Below are 24,567 nucleotides of genomic sequence, written 5' to 3'. Positions count from 1 at the left end.
TCGTTTTTATAAAAAGAGTTACAATATATGAAAACCATTCATAAAGGAGTGTTACACATGGGGATTCAAATCGGTGTGGATCTTGGCGGGACGAATGTACGTGTAGCAACGGTTGATGGACAAGGAACCATCGAGCAGATGCTGCAGGAAAAAACGGAAGTGGAAAAAGGATACGAATATACAATTGAAAAAATCATCCGCATGATCGAAAAGATTTCGGAGGGAAAAGAAATCGATCGCATTGGAATTGGAGCACCAGGTCCCTTGGATCCTCGTAAAGGGGTCATTTTGAGTCCACCTAATCTGCCTGGCTGGGAGGAGGTCCCTATTGTCAAAGAATTGGAAGGTCATTTTTCCGTACGGGTGCAGCTCGAAAACGACGCAAATGTTGCTGCATTGGCTGAAGCGAAATTCGGAGCTGGGAAAGGTAAGGAGAGTGTCTTTTACATAACAGTGAGCACCGGGGTCGGCGGAGGCTTTGTTTTCAATGGAACAGTATTCAGCGGGGCGCATGGTTATGCTGGGGAAATCGGCAATATGATCATTAATCCGAACGGTTATCAGTACAGCAACCTGAATAAAGGGTCTTTAGAAAGTTATGCAAGCGGGACGGCGATCGGGAAAAGAGCACAGGAATTATACGGCATTGAAGGAGGATCAGAGCGGGTATTCGAACTCGTCAGTGCAGGGGATGAGCAGGCTTTGCGCATTGTCAATGAAGCGATTGATTATTTGGCGATGGGGATTGCCAACCTTGCCCACGTCCTTAACCCGGAAGTGTTTGTGATCGGCGGTGGAGTCATGAATGCCGGAGAGCTGATATGGGTGCCGTTACAAGAACGAGTGAGTGATTACTTGTTTCCAGGACTAGCGCCGCATCTGCAAATGAAACCAGCTGAACTGAAAGGCGATGCAGGAGTCATCGGTGCAGCGCTCTTGGGTTGATGCAATGAACTCAACAACCACCTCAGGTCATCCAGAATTTGGATGACCCGAGGTGGTTTTTTTTTTCCACTAAATGAGCTCAAAGCCTGGTGATATTTATGCAGACCTTCACGTATAGTGGTATAAGCTATACTTATGGAGGAATGTAATTGTGAGAAAGTGGATTGGGCTTTTGGTGGTCGTGGGTTTGCTGACAGGATGCACGGATAGTTCTACACAACGAACCATTCAACAGTTTACAACCTCCATGGAAAATGAGCTTCACTTTGTTTATTTTTATGATGATGCCCCACCAGAAGAAAAGGTGCAGTCACAACTGAAAGGGATGAAGGTTTTCTTAGCAAGAAAGAATATTCAGGCTAAGATTACTTATCAGGAAATCTATGGAGAGCGAAATTTTGAAGAACGATTAGGAGTGGAAGATAAGCAAATTCTTGTCTTCGACTATAAAGGGATCCGCTTTAACGCGAAGAATATCCATGTCTTAGAAGGAATGATACTGCAAATACCATAATGCTTGGATTTAGGAATAACTGCCACCTCAAGTCATCCAGATTCTGGATGACTTGAGGTGGCAGTTATTTACTTTTCTTGAGCGACTATATGCGGGAGTAGATTGACAGTTCAGTAACATTTGAGAGATAGTTAGAGCGCAGGACATACAACTGCATAGGCTTTATGGTGGCTTCTTAAGGAAGCTGAAAAGGGAAGTCTGGTGAAAATCCGACACGGTCCCGCCACTGTAATGAGGAGGTCCTAATTAGAATCCACTGCTTTAGATAGCGGGAAGGAATAGGGCTGATGAATCTGAGTCAGGAGACCTGCCATAAAGAAGAACATGAAGTCCTACGGGAGATAGGAGGGTGTTACGTGTATAAAACCAGGAAGATGAACTGGTTTCATGAGTCATGCTCATAAGTGTGCACACCTTCATTATAAGAAGGTGTTTTTTTGTGCAACTAGATGTTAGAGGTACGAACCTAAAGGAGGAAAACTCATGAAATCACCCTTACCGGTCAGTTATTCAAAGATGGAACAGACAAGGCTCGTCCTACCACCTGATACGAACCATTTAGACACGATATTCGGGGGAAAAGTGCTTGCTTATATTGATGAAATTGCAGCTCTGACAGCTATGAAACATTCAAGCTGTGTTGTGGTTACAGCTTCGATAGATTCAGTGGATTTTATGTCTTCGGCCAAAGTAGGGGATGCCCTTACCCTTGAGGCAAGTGTTACGTGGACGGGAAGAACTTCAATGGAAGTATTTGTCCAAGTATCTGCTGATGATTTATTAGCTGGACAAAAGGTGATGACGACGGAATCATTTTTAACCATGGTAGCTGTCGACCAGAATGGGAAACCGACAGAAGTTCCACGGTTGATCCCTGAAACAGAAGAGGAAATGCGTTTGTATGAAACAGCTACAGCGCGAAAAGAACATAGAAAAAGCCGCTCTACCTTACGTTGATGAATGGTATTTATCCCCACCTCAGGTCATCCATATTCTGGATGACCTGAGGTGGGGGATTTGAGGTGGGGTTATTTTACAATAAAAAGATTGCTATGGTGGTTGAGATGATTAATCCTGCCATGACAGGGATGAAATTCTTCCTCACAAGGTCCATCACCGATACGCCGCAGAAACCAGCAATGGCAATCAAGGAAGACCAGGCGATGAGAGTCCCGCCACCTGTCCAAATCGTCCCCATTTGCCCGATTGCAGCAAGAGTTGATGCGTCAATGCTTCCATTCGATAGTGAAGCAGAAAGAGCTCCTGTCAAAGGGAGACCGGAAAACCCAGAACCATCAAGTCCTGTGATGATGCCGATCAAAAGTATACTGAAAGCGGTCAGGAAAGCATTTTGCGGCAAGAAATCCTGACTGGATTGGACCAGGTCAAATAATAGAGATGGCGTTTCTTCAGTGGGAAGGACCAAAATGTCTTTAGCAAATTCTGCGCTGCCCAGAAAGAAAAATCCGGCTATAGGGATGACTGGCCCCATCGCTTTGAATGCGAAAACGAACCCTTCTGTAATATGGTCACTTACATAATCAAGGGCTCGGTGTTTTCCGAAAGCGATCGTCGATAGGAGCAGGAGAATGACAGCCACTCCTCCTATGAAGGCGGCGCCGTTCCCCCCTTCAAAACCACCCATACGTCCCGAAGTCAGCTTAGTTGAAATCATGAAAACCATGACAGCTAACATCGCTAACGGAACGAGGATGGAAAAGGTTTTGCTCCACATATGAATATTACGGCTGGAGGGAACCTGGTTTTTTTCTGTAACTCCCTGCATCGTGTTTATTTCTTTTTCATTCATAGGATCATTCTTCGATCGGAAATTTTTCCGGTTGAAAAAATAAGCCATCGTGATAGCGACGCCCCCGGTGATGAGAGACAAAATCAAAGCTTGATCCATGACAGCAGTTGTTTCGATACCGGCAGCTTTTGCGGACAGCCCTGGGGCGACCTGGATGATATAGTCGGAGGATAGTGCCATTCCCTGGCCGGCGAGTGCGACAGCTATTGCAGCGACCATCGCGGGCAAACCGGAACGAATAGCTGCAGGAACTAAAAGCGCACAAATGAGAGGGACGGCAGGTGTCGGCCAGAAGAAAAGCGAGATGACGTAGGTGACGATAACAAGTACAAAAAAAGATACGTGACTGTTGATCATGATTTTCTGAACAGGCTGAATCATCCTGGTATCTGCACCCAGGTCTTTGAGGGAACGGAGCAGGGCGACCATGAATGTAATAATCAGAAAGATATTGAACAATTCTCTTGCAGCGACCAAATTGGCATTGAATACGCCGACAAAACCACTGATGATATCTCCATTGAACATCCAGGCGACGACAAACGTTCCGAGCAAGGTAGGCAGAACGACACCTTTCCGGAAAACCATCGTCAAAATAATGATGAAAGTGAATAAACCATATATCCAATGAGACATAGTAAGCTCCATGGGAAGGCCCCCTTGATGTTTTCTTCATATAATGAAATAGCGATTGTATAACCTGATAGGCGGTGTGAACACTATAGGCTATTCAATTAGAGGGGGAGGAGTGAAAAGTGGCCGCTGGTAACTTACCAAAAACAGGCACCTCAAGTCATCCAGATTTTGGATGACTTGAGGTGCCTGTTTTTTCCATATTTCAACCAACTTTTTCCCGTTTCCACATCATCTGACGAACATAAAAAAAAGCCACGTTCGGCACGTGGCTGAAACTGTATTTATTTTGTCTGATTGTCCGGAGGTTCGCACCCGTCATCGGTACAGGTGGCTCCCTCATTACCTGACAAATCTTCAAACGCTGGTTGTTTCTCTTCTTCAGCGAAAGCTTTCTCCATTCCTTGCACAAACATTTCTGTCGGCTGTGCTCCTGAGATTGCATATTTTCTGTTGATCACAAAGAAAGGTACGCCCTGGACACCGATTTGCTGGGCTTCTGCTTCTTCTGCACGAACATCCTCTGTGTAATCCGTTCCATTCAATACACTGATGACTTCCTGGCGATCCAGTCCAGCCTCTGCTGCTAAATCAGCGATGGTCTCCGTATCTCCAAGGTCTTTGGAGTCCGTCAAAACCGCCTTGAAGAATCGTTCAGTGACTTCTTTTCCAAGGCCCTGTTCATTGGCGAACTGGGCAACGCGGTGGGCATTAAAAGTATTGGTAGGAATCATGCTGTCAAAGTGAAAATCAAGCCCGGACATTTTGGCTTGTTCCGTCATGTTCCTCGTCATTTCTCTAGCTTCATCGAGGGACCGGCCGTATTTAGCCGCCAATTTTTCATGCATGTTTCGGCCTGTGTTGCGCTCTGCCTGAGGGTCTAATTCAAAACTCTTATAGACAACCTCCACATTTTTCCCTGGGAATTGTCCAAGTGCTTCTTCTAATCTTCTTTTTCCGATATAACAAAAAGGACAGACGAAATCTGACCATACTTCTATTCTCATTAATGATTCACCTCTCTATTAGAGTACAAGTACAATTTTACGTTGTCTTTCTAAGGAATGCCATCATTCTGTTCGGCCATCTCGCTGGATAATCCTCCTTTTATCCAAGAGTCCATCAATTTTGCGGTTGGCCTCCTGCATTTACCGTTCATAGCCTTTTTTCATACAAAGATGTACCAGCTTCACCCGGTATGTTTCTGACACCCGGAACACTCCTCGTTTCGATTATAGAAATAAGGAGGGATGTTGGTGATCAATATTTTAAAGGAACGCAGTTTGAGAAAAATGGGAAAGGTACAGGAAGATGTCAGGGGGAAGGCTCTCAAGTTAATTGAAAAGGCGTTTGCAGAAGGGATTTACGTCCAAATCTCATCAGGATACCGTTCGTTCACAGAACAAGCACGTTTATATGGTCAAGGTCGGCCGGATTATCACTGGAATGGAAAGAGATTCGGCACCAGGGGAAATATCGTCACCTATGCTGAACCGGGCCAAAGCAATCATCATGACGGCCGAGCGATTGATTTTTTCCTCGTCTCCTCAGATGGGGGCAAAGCGCTCTGGACCGTTAATGATCAGTGGCGGAGAGTAGCGGAAATCGCCAAGTCCATGGGGTTTACATGGGGCGGGGATTGGAAAGATTTCAAAGACTATGCCCATCTCGAACTCCATGCACCGAAGAACGGTGACAACAAAGTAAAACGAATCCAAACCATGCTCGCTCAGCTCGGTTATTCTTTAGGTCCCCACAAGGTGGATGGACGTTATGGACCAGATACGATAACGGCGGTGAAGAAGTTTCAGAGAAAGGAGCGCCTCAAGGAAGATGGGGTGGTGGGGCCGATCACCATCGCTATGTTACAAAAACGTACGTACCCCGGTAATCCCATCCGAATCGGCATGAAAGGCGTTCTGATTAAACAAGTGCAAAAGGTGGTTGGTGTACAGGTTGATGGCCTGTTTGGGAAAAGGACAGAAGCAGCCGTCCGCGATTATCAGGAGCGCCACAGCCTGTCGGTAGATGGCATCGTCGGGCCGGTGACCTGGAGGGCTATGTTCGGCATATGAAGGAGAAGACCGCATCCGATTCGTAGTGGATGCGGTCTTCGCGTGTGAATTCCTCCTGACCAGAAATATTTGAATGGTAAAAAAACGCTCCCTAAGCCTTAACCAGCCAGCTTCAATTCACTAGTAATTTTTATAAGGTTGACAAATTGTGATAATTTTATAATAATATCAGTTGTAATATTCAGTTAATTCTAACTATTCTTAAAAAATTTTAAAGAATGATGTTAACGCTTTCAAAAAAGGAGGTCGAATCATGCTTATACCTATCATTCTTGCCGTCATTACCGTACTTTCTGTCGTATTGGCCTTGAAAAAGAAGCGTCCGATTTTTTTCGCTCTGCCGATCATAGCGCTTTTTGCGGTCACGCTTACGAAAATCATTATGGTCCCCATGCCATTTTGGGAAACCGTCCAGTTCATCTTTGATTTGAGAGGATAACTTGAAAGGAGGTGAAACATTTTGAGAAAAATGGATCCTGAAAAGGCGCAGGCATACTTTCGTTTACGTACAACTCTGATTTTTATTTATTTGGGGATAGGTGTCCTCGTCTCCTATATGGTCGTTCTTTTTGCCGAAAGTCTTTCATCCTTTAGTGTGATGGGCATTCCATTGCCATATTACATGGGCAGTCAGGGGGCGGTTATAACATTCATTGTACTATTGTTTTTCAATGCAGCGATCAGTGATGTCATCGACAGGAGGTTCGGTTTAATTCCTAAAGATAAGAATACGGATACAGATAATAAAGCAGTAAATCAATAAGATAGGGGGAGAAGAATGGACGCACAGTTTATGGTCTCCCTTGCTTTGATTGTCGCTACTTTTGGATTGTACATAGGTATCGCCATTTACAATAAAGCAAGGGCTACATCAGATTTTTACGTTGCAAGTCGCGGGGTACCTCCTGTGTTCAATGGAATGGCGATCGGCGCGGATTGGATGAGTGCAGCTTCATTCATAGGAATGGCCGGGACGATCATGGTTCTGGGATACGATGGATTAGCCTATATTATGGGCTGGACAGGCGGTTATCTGCTGCTGACTTTCCTTTTGGCTCCTCAATTAAGAAAATACGGCCGGTACACAGTGCCGGAATTCATTGGTGACCGATACCGGAGCAATACAGCCAGGCTGATTGCAGCGGTTGCGACAATCATCATCAGCTTCACTTATTCGATCGGACAATTATCTGGTTCAGGTGTCGTCATCGGTCGTTTACTGGAAGTGAATACGGTGATCGGAACCTTGATCGGTGTAGTATTGATTGCTTTCTATTCAGCACTTGGCGGAATGAAGGGAATCACATGGACACAAGTGGCTCAATATTTAGTTCTCATCATCGCTTATTTGATTCCTGTTATCTTCATGTCTCTGCAGCTTACACAAAACCCGATGCCATGGCTCTCCTATGGGGATGTCATTTCTGAAATGCGGGTATTGGATCAAGAGCTCGGGATATCTGAATATGTTGTTCCTTTTACAGAAAATACGAAATGGCAGTTCATCGCCTTGATGTTCACTCTGATGGCCGGAACTGCCGGTTTGCCACACGTCATCGTCCGTTTCTACACGGTCGCGACTATGAAAGCAGCACGCTGGAGCGGGGCATGGGCATTATTATTTATCGGTCTCCTTTATCTATCTGCTCCTGCATATGCCGCATTTTCTCGATTTATCTTGATGACGGAAGTCGCAGGTTCTTCGTTGAATAACCTTCCGGCGTGGACACAAGCATGGGTCGATACAGGAAGGCTATCATTGGCGGATAGTAACAGTGATGGGGTATTACAATGGACAGAACTCGTCATCAGTAATGATATCGTCGTCATGGCGACGCCGGAGATCGCCGGCCTGGGGATTTTCGTTATCGGTTTGATGGCTGCAGGTGCTATGGCAGCCGCACTTTCGACAGCAGGTGGCCTTATGATCGCGATATCTGCAGCATTGTCCCATGATATCTACTTCCGTTCCGTCAATCCGCAGGCATCAGAAGAGAAGCGTTTATTTGTCGGACGCTTGTCGATCGTATTAGCTACGATTGCCGCAGGACTGATCGCCTTGAACCCACCTGGAGCGATTACGCAAATTGTCGCCTGGGCATTCGCCCTTGCTTCAGGATCTTTCTTCCCGGCGTTACTCTTAGGTGTATGGTGGAAACGTGCGAATGGACCAGGTGTCATCGCTGGGATGATCACTGGTTTATCTGTTACGCTCGGTTATATTTTTGCAGCCAAGTATGGTGGATTCACCCTCTTAGGAATCATCGATACAGGGGCAGGAGTATTCGGAGCGACTGCAGCCATCCTGGCCAATATCATTGTTTCCTTAATGACGGCACCGCCATCCCAGCAAACACAAGATGAAGTCACAGACCTCCGTTACCCGGAACAAATCGAATACAAAGACGGAGAGTATTGGCTGAAAGAAGATGCCAAGTGATGGATAACAAAATAAGGGACCTCAAGTCATCCATATTATGGATGACTTGAGGTCCCTTGAAATTTTCGGATCATAACCGGTGAAGTTGTTCGAAGTCTGTCTGCAGTTTGTGTGAGACGGATTGATAGACGTCGAATAGCTGGCGGTATTTTTGGTGATTTTCTTCATTTGGAACATAATGCTGATTCATAGGAATGGATTCCTTGATGTCTTCCAAGCGGTCAACATGGCCTAAGCTGTAAAGCGCAACCCATGCAGCGCCCCAAGCAGAGCTTTGGTGGCTGACAGGGATATCGATACGCTTGTTGAACAAGTCGGCAAGCATCTGCACCCAGACCGGGGAGCGGGCGAACCCGCCGCTTGCGAAGATTTTTTCGTGCTTATTTCCGAGTCTTTCGAGCGCACTGGCGATATGTAATATCGAAAACAGTACACCTTCCATCGCTGCGCGGGTCATGTGTTCTTTACGGTGGGAAGGAGTCAGACCGATGAACGATCCTTTGGCTTCGGCTTTCCAAAATGGAGCACGCTCTCCGTTCAAATACGGGAGGAAAAGCAAGTTTTCCGAGCCAGCTTCCACTTCAGCGGCCAGTTCTGACAATTTCTCCAACGGCAGTGATTCGCTCTCTGTTTCAAAAAGTTGCTGCACCCACTTCAATACGAGCCCGCCATTATTGGAAGGACCGCCTGTGATCCACAAGTCATCTGTGAAGCTGTAAGAAAAAATTTCCTGCCGATCATCCAGCAATGGCTCACTGGAAAATTGCCGGATGGCCCCACTGGTGCCGATGGTAATCGCTGTTTCCCCTGGTCGTATGGCTCCGATGCCAAGGTTCGCAAGGGGGCCGTCACTGCCTCCGATTACGAAAGGAGTCGAGCGTTCCAAACCAGCTTTTTCAGCAAATTGTTCTCGCATGTTTTCCATTGCATACGTAGGCGTTACTGGTTCGAACAGCTGTCCTTCACTGATTCCGGCCAGCTGCAATGTTTCCTCATCCCATTTATGGGTGTGGATATTGAATAATCCCGTCGCAGCTGCAATCGAATAATCCACCACTTTTTTACCGAACCAGCGATAAAGTAAAAACTCTTTGACGGAAACAAAGTAATCCGCCTGCTCCCAAGGGTCATAACGATACTTTTTCATCCATAGCAGCTTGGATAGTGGTGACATCGGGTGGAGAGGTGTTCCTGTACGCATATATACATCAGGAGATTCTTTTTTCAACAATGCTGCTTCCTCAGCGCTGCGAGCGTCTGCCCAGATGATGGAAGGTGATAATGGAACACCATTTTCATCCATACAAATCATCGAATGCATGGCTGCGGAAATTCCGACCCCGACGATGTTTTCTGACTCGACATGGCGCGTACTCAAATTCAATGCTTCTAAAGCGGCCGTTTCCATTTGTAATGGGTCCTGTTCGGCATAGCCTACTTGTGGATGGTTAAGCGGGTAATCGACTTCATGTTCGGCAACCACATGGCCGTTCTCCTGGAAGACGACCGATTTGGCACTTGTCGTTCCAAGATCTAAACCAATGACATAGTTCATTTAAGACTTCCTTTCTATACACGTTTCCTTGAAATGGCGCCACGCATTTTTTGGGTGGCTTCCTGTGTTTTCTCTTTATTCTTCATGCTGTAGATGACAAAAAGGGAATCGATCAGCGAAAGCCCGGCAATTCTTGATGCGAGCGCTTCTGAACGAAATTCGGTTTCCTGTGCGACGGTGTATAAGCAAAGGTCGACAAGCTTCGTCAAGGGAGACTTGGCGAAGTTGGTGATGGCGATCGTTTTTGCCCCGCTTTGTTTTGCGACTTCAACGATATCAAGCAAATCTTTATTGGATCCCGTGTGGGAGATGACCACAGCCACATCTGTTTCTCTCAATTGAGATGCAGACATCAGCTGCAGGTGGGTGTCTGCATAGGCGTGTGCTTCCATACCTGTCCGGATGAATTTATGTTGAGCGTCTAAAGCAAGTATGTTCGAGCCGCCACTTCCAAAGAAGAAGACTCGCTCTGCTTCGACTAAACTATCCATCGCTTTAGATAAGGATTCCGGATTTTGGACATCTCGGGAAGATTCCAATGCTCTTATATTCGCCTGGAATACTTTTTCAGTAATTTCAAAGTCCGTATCTGTTTCAGAAATCGTTTCATGAATATCTTTAATCGGGTTGACGATTTCCGAGGCTAAAGCAATTTTCATCGCTTGATAACCTTTGAAACCTAATCGTTTACAAAACCTGAAAACGGTTGCATCAGCGACCATAAGGTCATCGGCTACCTGGTTGATGGTAGAGTGGACGATTTCATCTCTATTCTCTAAAATGTAATCGGCGATCAGCTTTTCTTTTTCACTAAATTGGCTGTAAGACGAACGGATTCGATTGATAACGTGCTTGGTTGGTGCTTCAATCATAAGGGCTCCTCCTCAGTGTTCTTTTCAACTTCTTCCATTGTAAACGAAATTTTTTTCGAATAAAAGTTAAAGTGATTGAAATTTTTTTCGAGAAAAGCATTGAACTAAAAAAGATTTATTGTATAATCGTAATTGTAGAAAAAATTTTTCAGATGAACGTTCGATACTAGAGAGGGGTCAGATTATGCAAGTTGGTTTAGTCGGCCTTGGAAAAATGGGATACAACTTAGCGTTGAACCTTATGGACCATGGTCACAAAGTCGTTGCGAACGACGTAAACCCAGAATCGGTTGACAAATTATCAAATGAAGGTGCTTCACCAGCGAAAGATTTGAAAGCGCTTATAAGTCAACTGGAAAGCCCGCGCACGATATGGGTGATGGTTCCGGCGGGGGACGTTACAGAGTCCGTTATCCAGGAGCTAGCCAAATCACTTGAGCCAGGCGACCGCATCATTGATGGAGGAAACTCCAACTATAAAGATAGTCTGCGCCGCGCCGAGGAATTAAATGAGAAAAATATTTTCTTCTTCGATGTCGGAACAAGTGGTGGTACAGACGGGGCTCGACACGGAGCATGTTACATGATCGGTGGAGATGCCAAGCAGTTTTCTGAAATTGAGTCGCTCTTTTCTGACACAGCTGTTGAAAGCGGTTACCACTACTCGGGACGTGCCGGAAGCGGACACTTTCTGAAAATGGTCCACAATGGCATTGAGTATGGAATGATGCAGGCGATTGCAGAAGGTTATGAGATTTTGGACAAGAGTCCATTCGATTATGATTATGAAGCGGTATCCAAAGTTTGGAACAATGGTTCCGTCATCCGCTCATGGCTGATCGAACTGATGGAGAACGCCTTTTCGAAAGATGCGAACTTGGATGAGATTCGCGGCGTAATGAATTCATCAGGTGAAGGAAAGTGGACGGTCGAAACCGCATTGGAGTTGGAGATGGCGGCACCAGTCATCACAATGTCACAAATGATGCGTTACCGTTCACAAGAAAGTGATACGTTCTCCGGAAAAGTCGTAGCAGCTTTGCGTAACGAATTCGGTGGACATGCTGTAGTGAAAAAATAAATTATATATAAAAAGGAGAGAGGTTTTATAATGAAAAAATTATTTGGTCTTATGTGTGCAGTTCTTTTAATCACTGTCCTGGCAGCTTGCGGGAATGGTGAGTCGGATTCATCTAATGGGGACAGTGGTGAAAGCGCTTCAGAGGGAAGTGGTGACGCAAAAGTCATTAAAGCAGGAATTGGACTTAACGATGATCACCCTCAATACAAAGGTTTGTTGAAGTTTAAAGAAATCGTTGAAAAAGAAACAGACGGTGCAATTAAAGTAGAAACATATCATAGTGGTCAGCTAGGTGATGACCGTTCAATGACAGAAGCATTGCAGCTAGGTACACAAGAAGTAACAATTCCTTCTACAGCACCACTTGCAAACTTCGTTCCTGAGTTCAGCGTATTTGATATCCCGTTCCTTTTCCCAAATGAACAAGTGGCGGATAAAGTTCTTGATGGAGAAGTTGGCCAGGAATTGCTAGGCAAACTTGAAGAGCAGAATCTTGTAGGTCTTGCTTATTGGGAAAATGGTTTCCGTGATTTGACGAACAGCGAACGTGCAGTAGCGTCAGTAGAAGACTTTGAGGGTCTGAAAATCCGTACAATGGAAAACGACCTACACTTGGATGCTTTCAAAGCACTAGGTGCAAACCCGACACCAATGGCGTTCACAGAATTGTTCACAGCGATGCAGCAAGGTACAGTTGATGGTCAGGAAAACCCTTATGCAACAATCTATCTGCAAAAATTCTATGAAGTACAAAAACACGTTTCCAACACGCACCACATTTACAGCCCGTTCGTATTCCTTATGAGTAAATCTTTCTATGACGGTTTGAGTGAAGATCAGCAGAAGATCGTTAAAGATGCAGCAGTAGAAGCAGGAAAGTACGAACGTAAACTGAACCGTGAAGCGAACGAAAAATATCTTGAAAAGCTACAAGAAGAAGGTATGGAATACACAGAAATCACTGATGAAGCACGCCAGGAAATGAAAGACGCTGTAGCGCCGGTTATTGAAGAATATAAGAGCAAAATCGGTGAAGAAACAGTAGATAAAGTTTACAAAGCGATCGAAGAAGCTAAATAATAATCCAAGATTACGAGGAGGTGCGTTGCAGAAGGTTTGCAGCGTGCTCTTCTCCATTTACAGTAAAAATGAGGGTCAGTTGAGGTGAAAAAATGAACATCATTCGAGCGATCGACCGCAAATTAGAAGAAGTCTTGCTCGTCATTTTCTCGACCATCATGGTCAGTGTCATTTTCCTGCAAGTCGCCATGCGAGTTTCAGGAAACTCACTATCCTGGTCAGAGGAACTTGCACGGTACTGCTTCATTTGGTTAGTGTATATCGGTATAAGTTATGGAGTGAAGAAACAGCGTCACATCAAGGTGGATGTCATGCTGCTTTTGCTTAAAGGCAAAGGGAAATTGGTATTGGCCATTGCTGCTAATCTACTATTCTTATTTTTCAGCATTTATGTAGTATTCAGTGGTTATGATATCGCTGCCCAGCTCTTGTCATTCGGCCAGCAGTCTCCAGCTTTGGGCATTCCTATGGGAGCCGTGTACATGGCTACTCCAATCGGGTTCGGCTTAGCAGCCATCCGTTTGATTCAAAATCTTATTGTACAAATAAAAATGCTATTCGGTAAAAAGGAACTCGAGATCGCAGATGAGCGTGATCGTTTGCAAAAGCAGGAAGGAGAGGATGAGTCATGACTACAATTGTATTATTCGGGACATTCGCTCTCTTCCTGCTTCTTAGTGTACCGATTGGAATCGCTCTCGGACTATCTACACTTGCGACGATTTTCTATACAGGCGCCATTCCTGTTCAATTCTTAATGAAGGAACTTGTCACGTCTATCGATTCATTTCCATTGATGGCCGTTCCATTCTTCATTTTAGCCGGTGAGATTATGGGGAAAGGCGGGATTTCAGAACGCTTGTTCAATTTCGCCAACGCACTTGTCGGAAATAAAACAGGTGGATTCGCGATGGCGACCATCGTCACCTGTATGTTCTTCGCTGCTATTTCCGGCTCTGGTCCAGCGACCGTAGCCGCAATCGGTGGGATCATGATCCCTGCCATGGTCAGACATGGGTATGATAAAAAATTCGCAACAGCGACCGTAGCTGCAGCAGGTTCGATTGGTGTCATCATTCCACCAAGTATTCCGATGGTCATCTACGGTGTTGTCGGAAGTGCTTCCATCGGTGACATGTTCATCGCCGGAATCATCCCAGGTTTCATAGTTGGATTTGCCCTTCTTGCATGGGCTTATATCTATTCTAAAAAGCAAGGGTACAGCGGTCTGGATGAACCGACCTCCCTGAAAAAAATCGGGAAAACGTTTTGGGATGCAAAATGGGCCCTGGTTATCCCTGTCATCATTCTTGGCGGAATCTACGGGGGAATCTTCACCCCTACAGAAGCAGCTGTTATCGCCGTCGTATACGGAATCATTGCAGGTCTCTTCTTATACCGTGAATTAAGCATCAAAGATATGCCGAAAATTTTCGCTGATTCAGCTCTGACGACAGCGACTGTCTTGATCATCGTCGGATCAGCGACAGCATTCGGACGTTTACTGACAATTGAACAGATCCCGTCACAAGTAGCGAACTTCATGCTTTCCATATCAGAAAATGAGATCATTCTCATTCTCTTGATTACAGTGCTGTTGCTTCTTGTCGGTTGTTTCATGGATACATTGGCAGCTATCATCATTTTGACACCGATTTTATTGCCGATCGCTACCGATCTAGGTTACGATCCGATACATTTCGGTATCATCATGGTCGTCAACTTGGCAATCGGATTCATAACGCCGCCATTAGGTGTAAACCTATTTGTCGCCTCCGGAATATCGGGACTATCCATCGAGGAACTGTCGAAAGCGATCATCCCTTATTTCTTTGCCATGCTATTCTCGCTCTTAATGATCACGTTCATACCTGAATTATCTCTATGGTTGATCAGTTTCGGTGATTAACTAATTGCGGAACCTTTTTGAAAGCACTCCGCAAGCCTATTCAGCGCCTTGAGGTGGTAGTTTGACACCAGTAAGGGGAAGAGTGAAGTTCGGGGTTGCAACATCCTATTGCAACCCCGAACGACCCACATCGTGTGGAATCAAGATTAGCTACAAACAGAAACATTGAAAATTCTCAGCCAGTAAAAGGACTGACCCTCCTTGAAGAAACCCCGAAAATCCCTTGCTCCCACGCAAGGGGTTTTTGGTTATATCAAAAGTGCAGACCCCCTGATAGCCCCGACAAGCTCAAGCAGGCCCTTGAAGCGGCGATGTTTGCCGCAGCAAGGGGGGAAGCAGAAGTTCGGCTAAGTACGCAACGTCCTGTTGCAACGCCGAACGACCCCACGTAGTGTGGGGCCAAAAGTGCAGACCCCCTGGTAGCCCCGATAAGCTTAAGCAGAACCTTGAAGCGGCGCTGTTTGCCGCAGCAAGGGGGAAGCAGAAGTTCGGCTAAGTGCGCAACGTCCTGTTGCAACACCGGACGACCCCACGTAGTGTGGGGCCAAGTTAAAACAATATAGAATTTCAGGAAGAAGGGATCAAAGATATGGAATCCTTGGATGTTGTTACATTAGGAGAAACAATGGTGTTGTTCGGCAGTTCTGACCATGCGTCATTAGAATATGCCAATACGATGCAAAAACAAATCGGTGGTGCAGAATCGAATGTAGCCATCGGTTTAGCTAGGCTTGGCCATTCTTCAGGTTGGATCAGCAAGCTTGGTGATGATCCATTCGGAAAATATGTTCATAAGTTCATTCGTGGAGAAGGTGTAGATACTCGTGGAGTCACTTACACCAAACAAGCACCGACAGGAATCTTTTTCAAAGAGAAGTTGTCGGCCGACCATGTGAATGTTTATTACTATCGTCATCAGTCTGCGGCTAGTTTAATGGAACCTGTGGATTTACCTGATTCATATATTTCTTCTGCTAAAATATTGCACATTACAGGCATCACCCCAGCCTTGAGTGAAAGCTGTCAAGATGCCATTTTCCATGCGATTCATTTGGCAAAGGAAGCAGGACGTACAGTTGTTTTCGACCCTAATATTCGTTACAAATTGTGGGGAAATAAGGAAGAAGCGAAACAAGTTTTGAACCGGATTGCTGAACTTGCAGACATCATCCTTCCTGGGGTAGATGAAGCTGCTTTCCTCACAGGGGAAACGGATTATGAAAAGGCAGCGGAAGCCCTCAAAACCCAAAAAGGACAGACAGTTGTCGTGAAATTGGGGGAAGAGGGAGCTTATTATACATCTGCCGAATCATCAGGAATCGTTCCCGGAATTCCAGTGAAAAATGTCGTCGATCCAGTTGGTGCCGGTGATGGATTCGCTGCTGGTGTCATCAGCGGTGTCCTCGATGAAGTTTCTCTCGAGGAAGCAGTTGAACGCGGCAATGCGGTCGGTGCTTTTGTGGTGCAAATGAACGGCGATGTCGAAGGAGTACCGACCCGGGTGCAACTACAATCATTCATAGATTCTGGCGAGCGACTGAGCGATGTCGAGCGCTGAAGGAGGAAACAGATAATGAAAAAAATTGATATTTTACAAAAGTTGGAGAGTTCCGGAATCGTTGCGGTCATCCGTCGTCCCAATAGGGAGGAAGTTCTTCCTTTAGCCAAAGCGCTTGTGGAAGGTGGAGTGACAACACTTGAAGTGACTGTTGATACACCAGATGTGTATGGAATCATCCAGGAACTGAAACAGGAGTTGGGTGAACATGCGCTTGTCGGCGCAGGGACTGTTCTGGATGCAGAAACAGCCAAGGCAGCTATCGATGCTGGAGCACAGTTCATTTTTTCACCGAATTACAACAAACCATTGATTGAAATGGCGAACCGTTACGGTGTAGTTTCAATCCCAGGTGTGATGACGCCTTCAGAGATGGTTGATGCATACCAAGCTGGGGCAGATGTCGTCAAGGTATTCCCGGCTAGGGCGATGGGTCCTTCCTACATCAAAGACGTACAAGGTCCTCTTGGTCATATTCCGATGATTCCTACGGGAGGGATCAATAAGGATAATGCCGGCGAGTACATTGAAAATGGCGCGATAGCTGTAGGGGCTGGTGGATCTTTGATAGATAAGAATCTGTTGGCTGATAGAGATTACCAGGGTCTCACAGAGCTTGCACGTCAGTTTACCGAGCGTGTGCAGTCAGCAAGAGAAGGAGGAAATAACAGATGAAAATCGTAAATATGGAAACATTCGTCGTCCCGCCACGCTGGTTGTTTTTGAAAATAACCACAGATGAGGGGATTGTCGGCTGGGGAGAGCCGGTCATCGAAGGTCGAGCGGAAACGGTTGAAACCGCTGTCCATGAATTAAAGGATTATTTGCTGGGTAAAGACCCGCTTCCGATTGAAGATCATTGGAACGTCATGTACCGCTCAGGTTTTTACCGTGGCGGACCTATTCATATGAGCGCTATTGCTGGAATCGATCAGGCGCTATGGGATATTAAAGGGAAATATTACAATGCTCCTGTTTCTGAATTGATGGGCGGCGCGTGCCGTGAATCCATCGATGTGTACTCCTGGATCGGTGGTGACCGTCCATCTGACGTCGGCGGTGCTGCCAAGGAAGCAGTCGATCGCGGCTTCCGTGCTATCAAAATGAATGGCACAGAAGAACTGCAGTACATCGACACACACCGGAAAATAGACGAAACGCTCGAAAGGGTAGCGGCAGTAAGAGAAGCTGTCGGCAAAGATGTCGGGATCGGCATCGATTTTCACGGTCGTGTCCACAAGCCGATGGCCAAAATTTTAGCGAAAGAATTGGAAACTTATCGTCCGATGTTCATTGAAGAACCTGTGTTACCTGAAAATAATGAAGCATTGAAAGAAATCGCTGCCCATACATCGATTCCAATTGCGACAGGGGAACGGATGTATTCACGCTGGGACTTCAAAGAGCTGCTGGCGAGCGGTCATGTAGATGTCATCCAGCCTGACTTATCTCATGCAGGGGGCATTACCGAATGTAAAAAAATCGCCACGATGGCAGAAGCTTACGATGTCGCGTTGGCTCCCCACTGTCCATTAGGGCCGATCGCGCTTGCTTCATGCCTGCAGGTCGATGCCACCTGTCACAACGCCTTCATACAGGAGCAAAGCCTTGGCATCCACTATAACAAGGGCAGTGATCTGCTTGATTATATTGAAGATGCCTCTGTGTTCACGTATGAAGACGGCCAAGTGGAAATGTTGAAAGGGCCAGGCCTTGGGATTGAGATCAATGAAGATAAGGTACGACAAATGGCAGAGGAAGGACATCGCTGGCGCAACCCGGTGTGGAGACACCGTGACGGCAGCGTAGCCGAGTGGTAATTTTGTTATGACAGTATTCATTCAAGTCGTGTTTCCTGTCCTGTTAATCTTCGGGGCAGGTTACTTGATTCAAAAACTAGCAAATCTGGATATCAAATCAGTATCAACCATCGCATTGTACATCATGCTACCATGCTTAGTCTTCCAAACCTTTTATGAAGCTGACTTGAATGGTGAATATTTAATGATGCTCGTGTTCTCAGTGCTCCTGCTGTTCAGTATTCTCATCATCAATAAAATCGTCAGTAAAGTCCGGAACTATGATCAAAAAATGGAAAGTGGCCTGATTCTATCGACTGCTTTCATGAACTCCGGAAACTACGGTGCTCCGATCATTCTTTTTGCCTTCGGGGAAGAAGGATTCGTTTACTCGGTATCTTTTCTAGTCCTGCAAGCGATCATTATGAACTTCTTCGGGGTCTATTATGCAGCAAAGGGAACAGCCGGTTTGAAGATGGCGATCGTTTCCGTTTTGAAAATGCCTCCGACTTATGCTGTCCTTGTCGCACTTGTCATGAACTTAGGCGGCATTCCGATGCCGGAAAACTTGATGTCGAGTGTCGATCTATTAGCGGCCGCTACGATTCCGATGGTCATGGTTGTTCTAGGGATGCAGCTGGCAGGGATTCCTGTGAAAAACCTGGAGTGGTCAAAAGTTTCTTATGCTTCATCCGTCCGGTTGATTGCTTCACCTTTGATCGCGTTCGCTTTGACGTTCGTTTTGCCGATGAGTGATTTGATGGCGAGTGTGCTGGTTGTTTCAGCTGCAATGCCATCTGCCGCTACAACGACGATATATGCGGTCCAGTTCAATTCCAAACCCGAGCTGGTGTCGAGCATTACGTTGATGACGACATTGTTCAGTGTTGTGACCATTCCGGTTTTATTGATGATGTTTATGTAAGGTCATTAAAAGGAAACCCTAATGAAAGTTTCTTATTTAGTGAATTCCTATCGAAAGGGGGGAAATAGATGAGTGAAAAAGTGTCGAAAATAGTAGCTGTCCATATGAAGGAAACACAGACTATCATGGAGTTATCACAGATCATCCAGAGCTACGATTCGGAAATCTTGTTGAAGAAAAACGTACAGGGAAGCGTAATTGAAGCCAATCTCAAGAGTATACTCGGCTTGATCAACTTACGCCTGCAAGAAGGCGATGAAGTCGAAGTCACTTGCGTCGGCACAGACGCAGAACAAGCACTGGCAGAAGTTGAAAACTTCCTCCAGCCATAACATCCTTTTTATTTCCACCTCAGGTCATCCATTATTTGGATGACCTGAGGTGGATTTATTTGCCAATTGGACGAAGGTTTCATACTGCTTTACATCTTTGAAATAAGATAGTACGGTTTTCGTTGTTATCAAATCCGAGTAAAAGGGTGTAGGAGATAGATAGTGGGGATAACTGCTCCATTTGTAGGCTTCTGGTTCAAGGGTCAATAGGGCACGGCATGGATTCAAGTGGATATAGCGACTGACTTGGAGAATGGTATTGACATCGCCTTGCAGATGGGCTTTGTAGGGACCTTGGAAGAGGTGGCCGACATACCCATATTTTTTGTTGAAAGCGCGGGCATATTGGGAATGGATTTCTTTCATGAACGAACCGGGAGGCGTATCGATTGTTTCAATCAGAAGATGGACGTGGTTGGACATGAGGCAATAAGCGTGAAGGTGGAAGGGGTAGGTGTGTTTCGCTTCTCGAAGTAATTGCAAATACTTGAAGCGGTCGTGTTCATCATAAAAAATGTCTGTCTTACGATTGCCACGTGCGGTAATATGATACCAGGCGTTCGGAAACCAGACTCTCCGAGGATTGGGCATGTCATCATTCCTTTACTATATAGTCAAATCAATATGGCACTCGTTCTTATTCGCCATTACTCATCAGAAATCCTGCTGAAAATACCAATAACTGTTTCCTCAGGTCATCCAAATTCTGGATGACCTGAGGAAAACAATGGTAAAATGTGGATGACCTGAGGAAATACTAAAAAAATACTTCAATGCACGGGAGGGGAAAATATGGCGATCTTTTTTCAAGTGGTGCTTCCTGTGGTGCTCGTTTTTGTCGCAGGGTACGCCTTACAAAAAATCCTCCGCCTGGAAATCAAATCAATTTCAACCGTAACTCTTTATATCATGCTGCCCTGTCTTGTTTTCAAGACATTTTACAATGCAACATTTGATCAGGATTACCTCATGATGGTTATCTTTTCGGTATTATTGTTATTCAGCATTCTTTTCATCAATAAAATAGCTGCCAAGGTTCTGAAGTATGGAACAGCGACTGAAAGTGGACTCATCCTTTCAACGGCTTTTATGAATGCCGGGAACTACGGGGCACCGATCGTGCTTTTTGCTTTCGGTGAGCAAGGCTTTGTCTATTCCGTGTCTTTCATGGTATTACAGCAAATCGTGATGAACTTCTTCGGGGTTTATTACGCAGCCAAAGGAGCGGCCGGCATCGGTATGGCCATCAGGACAGTACTGAAGATGCCTCCGACGCACGCGGTATGGATCGCCCTCGTTTTCAAATACACCCCCATGTCGATCTCAGATAACGTCATGTCGAGCATTGAACTGGTCGGAAACGCGACGATCCCCACTGTGATGATCCTGCTTGGGATGCAGCTGGCGAACATTACGGTGAAAAATCTGGCCTGGGACAAGATTTCTTATGCAGCTACATTGAGGCTCCTCGGCTCTCCATTAATTGCCTGGCTGCTGACGATCCTGCTGCCGATGAGTGATATGATGGCGAATGTGATGATAATATCAGCGGCAATGCCGTCTGCTGCGACGACAACGATGTACGCAGTCCAATTCGATTCAAAACCAGACCTCGTCTCAAGCATAACGCTGATCACCACGTTGTTGAGCGTCATCACGATTCCGATCGCCTTGAATATTCTCACATAAAGAAAAGCCCGCCAGAATGTATGGCGGGCTTTCTGCTATACTCAACTATCTTTTTGCTTCTTCTTTTCTTTCCAAAACATATAAATGTTCGTCAAAATAAAGACAATACAAAGGACGGCACTGACAGAAGTCATTTCGATCGTGGTGGTAAACCATCCGAGAATTAAATAGCCGACGAAAAATGCGGCGAACACTAGATAAAACATGATCTCTTCCTTTCCATAAAACGTCCTGTTCATTATAACATTCCAGGGGAGAAGGGAAAAAATCATGCGGGAGGATACATGTGAAAGCGATAAATGGTGAATTCATTGCCGACTTCAATGTTGTAGGATTCAATCGGAATGGAAGAGAACGTCATTCCATCTGCTTGTTCGATGGAAATGTTGAGGATGAACTCTTTGGTCTCCATGATGGGAATGGGGTAGGGATTAACAATTTCGATCATCCATTCATAGTCAAGGCGTTCCAGGAAGGCGTGCGTGAACGATGTAGGTGTTTCATCCAACCAGATGTTGACAAGAGGAAAAAGAGATCGAGAGGTTTGTTCCAAGGCGATTCCTCCGTTATTTTAGGATGTTTGATATTTTCCCTTCTTTAATCAAAGATAAACTTTCTTGATCGCCACTTCCAGCTTCTGTTTCAGTCTTTTCCGGGCACGCTTGATCGTCGAAACACTTCTCTCTGTCAAAACAGCTGTTTCCCGGATGGTGAACCCGCTATAGGTGAAATGGAAAATCGAAGACTCAAGAGGGGTAAGTGCTGAGTAGTGAAGGATGTCGACGAGAATGAGAGGCTCAAGCAGAGGGTCAGACCATTTCAGAGGGGTGTTGTCGGAGAGTTGAGCAGTTGCTTCGCGCTCACGTTGTTCCTTTCTCAGGTGGGACTGAAAGTGGTGGTAGAGAATGTGGGTGAAGTAAGTGGAGAACTTGCTTTTGAGGGAAGAATCATACTTTTCAAGACTTTTTCTGAAAATCAGATAACCCTCCTGGAAGTAGTCATCATGCGGCTCAGGAATGTTCAAACGACGTAAGGTGAAATATATGAGCCCCTCACAATCGCGGAAAATAGGAATATTGTTTTTCATGGTATGCTCCTTTCTGCTTACTATTATCCTTCATTTTCCATATAAAAGAAAGCAGAAAATTCAATTTTTCATCACTTTTTACTTAAAAAATAAAAATTTCATCATTTTTTGACACCAAAAACCCTTTTTCTAACGATTATAGATATGAAAGTAAAAAAACAGAGGGTTGGTGCAAAAGATGGTCGTAGATGAAAAGTTTGAGAGAATTGTAGAAGAAAGCGAGCGCTTGATCCACTATCATATACGGAAATTGAACATCATCGATCGCAATGGAGACTTTTTTGCAGAAGGACTTTATGCACTTTGGAATGCTTATCTTACCCATAATCCGGAAAAAGGGGATTTCTCGAAATATATCAGTTGGAAAATACATAATGCCCTCATTGACCAGATACGGAAGGATTCCCGGAAACAGGAAAAAGAAGAAATCTATCAAGAGCATATGAAGCAGGAAGAACTGTACTTGTGTGAGGATACAATTTCAGATATCTATTTGTGGGAGCAGGTGCGTTCGCTTCTCACGAACAACCAGTGGAAATGGGTTTATCACTTCATCATCATGGATCGTTCCATCACACAAACCGCCCATTTGGAACAAGTATCGGTGGATGCGGTGAAAAACTGGGGCCGTCATGCGAGAAGGAGGCTGCAAGGTTTGAATTTAGAGCAATGAAAAGTCCTGGAGAAAAAGATCCCCAGGACGACGCTTATCTATCGATGGTTATATTAACTTTATTCAACCCTAAAGCACGAGCGGCTTTGATCATTTTGGCAGCTTCCTGCTCGGCATCATGGATGTGGACATCGCTTCTGGAAATGCTCAATGCTGTCCCGCCAGACAACATCTTCGGCGTTTCCGTAGTTTCTTCAGTTATGGATAGGACAGGCTGCTGTTCTTCTATGCTCAATTCTTCCTGACGCATACGGTTGACGCGTCCACGGATTTTACGACCATGATAGACGACACTCGCGTATGGGCAGCCTGTTTCAGCAGCGATTTCACGGTAGTTTTTATCTGTCTCACCGATCAATCGCTTGACCTCACTGAGATCATACTCGTACTGTTTACTCTTCTTCGCCAATTTCAAATCCCCCTTTTCTTATCTAATATTATTGTATACAAATTTTATCGTCATTAATAGTATAAGTTATTAATTATTTAAATTTATTGTAGATACTGAAATTTAGTGTAAAATATTCGTAAGCGAAGATACCTAGTCAAATAGAAAGTGTGAAAAAGATGTATAAAAAAGTTTTCTATGCCTTATTACCAGTATGTGTGATGGGGTTGATTTTCATCGCATCCTCTCAACCCTATGAGCAGCAAGACCTACGTCCTGCTATGAATCTCTATTTGCCTTTAGATTTTCTGAAGCCTGTATTAGAACCGATTTCAGTTACATACAAAGGAGAGCTGATCAGTATAGCTACCCGTGGTGTCGATGGCATGATCGAGTTTTTCATCAGGAAGGCAGCCCATGTGACGGTGTTTTTCTTGTTGATGGGGACCACTTACCTCGCTTTTGAAAAAAATACGAGCTGGAGATTCCAGATCAAGCTGTTTGTCTCGTTCCTGATCACCGTTATTTACGCCGGGTTTGATGAATACCACCAGTCTTTGACACCGAATCGGACGCCTTACATAGGAGATGTGGTGTTGGATAGTATAGGGGGATTGCTTGGGTGTGCACTCATTGTCTTTCTCTATTGGAAAGGCTCTGTTAAATTCCACTGAAAAACACTTTTCAATCTAGAGGAACTGTTAAAGTTTGTTGTTGCTTCTCACGAATCGCTTGTCGGTGGAAGCTTGCCGCGGGCACGGCCTCAGCTAACTTGGCCAAGAAGATCACTTGACCAAGTGGATCTTCGGCTCGCGCTGTTCCCGCAGGCGTCACCACCGAACGCTCCTCATGGAAGCAACGAGGCCTATCTGAAAAGAGTGATTTTCTTTGATTTATAAATGTCTTATCGAAATAAAGAAGCCGAGTTGAACGATAAAATCGTCCTGCCCGGCCTATCTTTGATGCATAACTCAGAAAGTTGCAGTTCTTCAGTAGCCTCCTCGAGCTAAAGCTCTGTGGGTCTTGCCAGCCAACCATACGATTAGGAAGATTCTCGAAACTACATCTCAAGGGAAGCATTCATGGAGGAAACCCTGTAATTAAGCGTAAGATGTTTGATTCTCACTCACATATGTCAGTATTTTTCTGAACGAATTTCGAGAAAAACATATAGCAAGGGGCGGCGGGGAATGCGAAGACTC

The 24,567-nt window shown here is 45.2% G+C and carries 29 protein-coding genes and 1 riboswitch; of the genes, 19 read left to right on the top strand and 10 right to left on the bottom strand.

Features of this window, described 5'->3' with window-relative positions:
* Positions 1-57 precede the first annotated feature (57 nt).
* The 3 genes from ACTWPX_RS00145 (at position 58) to ACTWPX_RS00135 (ending at position 2,416) form a co-directional block, all read left to right on the top strand.
* Positions 58-945, top strand: coding sequence for an ROK family protein (locus ACTWPX_RS00145; protein WP_443117994.1), 888 nt, complete (start codon positions 58-60; stop codon positions 943-945).
* A 151-nt stretch (positions 946-1,096) separates the two neighbouring features.
* Positions 1,097-1,459, top strand: coding sequence for a hypothetical protein (locus ACTWPX_RS00140; RefSeq protein WP_128525642.1), 363 nt, complete (start codon positions 1,097-1,099; stop codon positions 1,457-1,459).
* 148 nt (positions 1,460-1,607) lie between these two features.
* Positions 1,608-1,788: riboswitch (cobalamin riboswitch) on the top strand.
* 154 nt (positions 1,789-1,942) lie between these two features.
* A complete protein-coding gene (locus ACTWPX_RS00135; RefSeq protein ID WP_443117993.1) occupies positions 1,943-2,416 on the top strand; it encodes an acyl-CoA thioesterase in 474 nt (157 codons plus the stop codon).
* A 76-nt stretch (positions 2,417-2,492) separates the two neighbouring features.
* Here the strand turns inward: ACTWPX_RS00135 and ACTWPX_RS00130 are convergent, their stop codons facing one another.
* Complete coding sequence (locus ACTWPX_RS00130) at positions 2,493-3,917, bottom strand: hypothetical protein (protein ID WP_443117992.1); 1,425 nt, start codon at positions 3,915-3,917, stop codon at positions 2,493-2,495.
* A gap of 269 nt (positions 3,918-4,186) precedes the next feature.
* A complete protein-coding gene (locus tag ACTWPX_RS00125) occupies positions 4,187-4,909 on the bottom strand; it encodes a DsbA family oxidoreductase (RefSeq protein ID WP_443117991.1) in 723 nt (240 codons plus the stop codon).
* Positions 4,910-5,158: 249 nt separating this feature from the next.
* On the opposite strand from ACTWPX_RS00125, the gene ACTWPX_RS00120 reads away from it, so the two are divergent.
* The 4 genes from ACTWPX_RS00120 to ACTWPX_RS00105 all read left to right on the top strand — a co-directional run bounded on the left by ACTWPX_RS00120 (position 5,159) and on the right by ACTWPX_RS00105 (position 8,417).
* Entirely contained in the window at positions 5,159-5,977 is an 819-nt protein-coding gene (locus tag ACTWPX_RS00120) for a peptidoglycan-binding protein (protein WP_443117990.1), read from the top strand.
* A 253-nt stretch (positions 5,978-6,230) separates the two neighbouring features.
* On the top strand, positions 6,231-6,416 hold the full coding sequence (locus tag ACTWPX_RS00115; protein ID WP_443117989.1) for a hypothetical protein: 186 nt from the start codon (positions 6,231-6,233) through the stop codon (positions 6,414-6,416).
* A 30-nt stretch (positions 6,417-6,446) separates the two neighbouring features.
* Positions 6,447-6,740: a DUF4212 domain-containing protein gene (locus ACTWPX_RS00110; protein ID WP_443118477.1), complete on the top strand. Its 294-nt coding sequence runs from the start codon at positions 6,447-6,449 to the stop codon at positions 6,738-6,740.
* A gap of 15 nt (positions 6,741-6,755) precedes the next feature.
* Positions 6,756-8,417, top strand: coding sequence for a sodium:solute symporter family protein (locus ACTWPX_RS00105; protein ID WP_443117988.1), 1,662 nt, complete (start codon positions 6,756-6,758; stop codon positions 8,415-8,417).
* A gap of 70 nt (positions 8,418-8,487) precedes the next feature.
* Here the strand turns inward: ACTWPX_RS00105 and ACTWPX_RS00100 are convergent, their stop codons facing one another.
* Positions 8,488-9,972, bottom strand: a complete 1,485-nt coding sequence (locus tag ACTWPX_RS00100; RefSeq protein ID WP_443117987.1) for a gluconokinase — start codon at positions 9,970-9,972, stop codon at positions 8,488-8,490.
* A 14-nt stretch (positions 9,973-9,986) separates the two neighbouring features.
* Entirely contained in the window at positions 9,987-10,844 is an 858-nt protein-coding gene (locus ACTWPX_RS00095) for a MurR/RpiR family transcriptional regulator (protein WP_443117986.1), read from the bottom strand.
* Positions 10,845-11,028: 184 nt separating this feature from the next.
* Here ACTWPX_RS00095 and gnd point away from each other — a divergent pair, with 184 nt between their 5' ends.
* The 9 genes from gnd to ACTWPX_RS00050 all read left to right on the top strand — a co-directional run bounded on the left by gnd (position 11,029) and on the right by ACTWPX_RS00050 (position 19,528).
* Positions 11,029-11,925, top strand: a complete 897-nt coding sequence (gnd, locus tag ACTWPX_RS00090) for a phosphogluconate dehydrogenase (NAD(+)-dependent, decarboxylating) (protein WP_443117985.1) — start codon at positions 11,029-11,031, stop codon at positions 11,923-11,925.
* 30 nt (positions 11,926-11,955) lie between these two features.
* Complete coding sequence (locus tag ACTWPX_RS00085) at positions 11,956-13,005, top strand: DctP family TRAP transporter solute-binding subunit (RefSeq protein ID WP_443117984.1); 1,050 nt, start codon at positions 11,956-11,958, stop codon at positions 13,003-13,005.
* 92 nt (positions 13,006-13,097) lie between these two features.
* Positions 13,098-13,637, top strand: coding sequence for a TRAP transporter small permease (locus ACTWPX_RS00080; RefSeq protein WP_128525654.1), 540 nt, complete (start codon positions 13,098-13,100; stop codon positions 13,635-13,637).
* Positions 13,634-14,914, top strand: a complete 1,281-nt coding sequence (locus ACTWPX_RS00075) for a TRAP transporter large permease (RefSeq protein ID WP_128525655.1) — start codon at positions 13,634-13,636, stop codon at positions 14,912-14,914. Before ACTWPX_RS00080 ends, ACTWPX_RS00075 begins: the two co-directional genes overlap by 4 nt.
* Positions 14,915-15,503: 589 nt before the next feature.
* On the top strand, positions 15,504-16,472 hold the full coding sequence (locus tag ACTWPX_RS00070) for a sugar kinase (RefSeq protein WP_443117983.1): 969 nt from the start codon (positions 15,504-15,506) through the stop codon (positions 16,470-16,472).
* A 15-nt stretch (positions 16,473-16,487) separates the two neighbouring features.
* Positions 16,488-17,147, top strand: coding sequence for a bifunctional 4-hydroxy-2-oxoglutarate aldolase/2-dehydro-3-deoxy-phosphogluconate aldolase (locus ACTWPX_RS00065; RefSeq protein WP_443117982.1), 660 nt, complete (start codon positions 16,488-16,490; stop codon positions 17,145-17,147).
* On the top strand, positions 17,144-18,292 hold the full coding sequence (dgoD, locus tag ACTWPX_RS00060; RefSeq protein ID WP_128525658.1) for a galactonate dehydratase: 1,149 nt from the start codon (positions 17,144-17,146) through the stop codon (positions 18,290-18,292). The genes ACTWPX_RS00065 and dgoD overlap by 4 nt, the downstream gene beginning before the upstream one ends.
* A 7-nt stretch (positions 18,293-18,299) precedes the next feature.
* A complete protein-coding gene (locus tag ACTWPX_RS00055) occupies positions 18,300-19,196 on the top strand; it encodes an AEC family transporter (protein WP_443117981.1) in 897 nt (298 codons plus the stop codon).
* A 68-nt stretch (positions 19,197-19,264) separates the two neighbouring features.
* Positions 19,265-19,528: an HPr family phosphocarrier protein gene (locus ACTWPX_RS00050; protein ID WP_128525660.1), complete on the top strand. Its 264-nt coding sequence runs from the start codon at positions 19,265-19,267 to the stop codon at positions 19,526-19,528.
* A gap of 24 nt (positions 19,529-19,552) precedes the next feature.
* On the opposite strand, the gene ACTWPX_RS00045 is transcribed toward ACTWPX_RS00050, so the two are convergent.
* Positions 19,553-20,119 (bottom strand): transposase, encoded by a 567-nt coding sequence (locus ACTWPX_RS00045; RefSeq protein ID WP_443117980.1) that lies wholly within the window; start codon positions 20,117-20,119, stop codon positions 19,553-19,555.
* Positions 20,120-20,320: 201 nt separating this feature from the next.
* Here ACTWPX_RS00045 and ACTWPX_RS00040 point away from each other — a divergent pair, with 201 nt between their 5' ends.
* A complete protein-coding gene (locus ACTWPX_RS00040; RefSeq protein WP_128525662.1) occupies positions 20,321-21,217 on the top strand; it encodes an AEC family transporter in 897 nt (298 codons plus the stop codon).
* A 41-nt stretch (positions 21,218-21,258) separates the two neighbouring features.
* Here ACTWPX_RS00040 and ACTWPX_RS00035 read toward each other — a convergent pair whose 3' ends face one another.
* The 3 genes from ACTWPX_RS00035 to ACTWPX_RS00025 form a co-directional block, all read right to left on the bottom strand.
* Positions 21,259-21,423 carry a hypothetical protein gene (locus tag ACTWPX_RS00035; RefSeq protein ID WP_241655861.1) on the bottom strand — a complete coding sequence of 55 codons (165 nt, stop codon included), beginning with the start codon at positions 21,421-21,423 and terminating at the stop codon, positions 21,259-21,261.
* Between the two features lie 62 nt (positions 21,424-21,485).
* Positions 21,486-21,770, bottom strand: coding sequence for a hypothetical protein (locus ACTWPX_RS00030; RefSeq protein ID WP_128525664.1), 285 nt, complete (start codon positions 21,768-21,770; stop codon positions 21,486-21,488).
* Positions 21,771-21,818: 48 nt separating this feature from the next.
* Positions 21,819-22,304, bottom strand: a complete 486-nt coding sequence (locus tag ACTWPX_RS00025; protein ID WP_443117979.1) for an RNA polymerase sigma factor — start codon at positions 22,302-22,304, stop codon at positions 21,819-21,821.
* 178 nt (positions 22,305-22,482) lie between these two features.
* Between ACTWPX_RS00025 and ACTWPX_RS00020 the strand changes: the two genes are divergently transcribed.
* Positions 22,483-22,977, top strand: coding sequence for a sigma factor (locus tag ACTWPX_RS00020; RefSeq protein WP_443117978.1), 495 nt, complete (start codon positions 22,483-22,485; stop codon positions 22,975-22,977).
* A 34-nt stretch (positions 22,978-23,011) separates the two neighbouring features.
* On the opposite strand, the gene ACTWPX_RS00015 is transcribed toward ACTWPX_RS00020, so the two are convergent.
* On the bottom strand, positions 23,012-23,386 hold the full coding sequence (locus ACTWPX_RS00015) for a hypothetical protein (protein ID WP_443117977.1): 375 nt from the start codon (positions 23,384-23,386) through the stop codon (positions 23,012-23,014).
* A gap of 158 nt (positions 23,387-23,544) precedes the next feature.
* On the opposite strand from ACTWPX_RS00015, the gene ACTWPX_RS00010 reads away from it, so the two are divergent.
* Complete coding sequence (locus tag ACTWPX_RS00010) at positions 23,545-24,039, top strand: VanZ family protein (RefSeq protein WP_443117976.1); 495 nt, start codon at positions 23,545-23,547, stop codon at positions 24,037-24,039.
* A gap of 10 nt (positions 24,040-24,049) precedes the next feature.
* Here ACTWPX_RS00010 and ACTWPX_RS00005 read toward each other — a convergent pair whose 3' ends face one another.
* Entirely contained in the window at positions 24,050-24,202 is a 153-nt protein-coding gene (locus ACTWPX_RS00005) for a hypothetical protein (protein WP_443117975.1), read from the bottom strand.
* Positions 24,203-24,567 lie beyond the last annotated feature (365 nt).

The sequence above is a fragment of the Halobacillus sp. H74 genome, from assembly GCF_052246715.1.
In the GTDB taxonomy this organism is placed as follows: Bacteria; Bacillota; Bacilli; order Bacillales; family Halobacillaceae; genus Halobacillus; species Halobacillus litoralis_A.
This window is presented reverse-complemented; position numbering and strand designations above follow the sequence as displayed.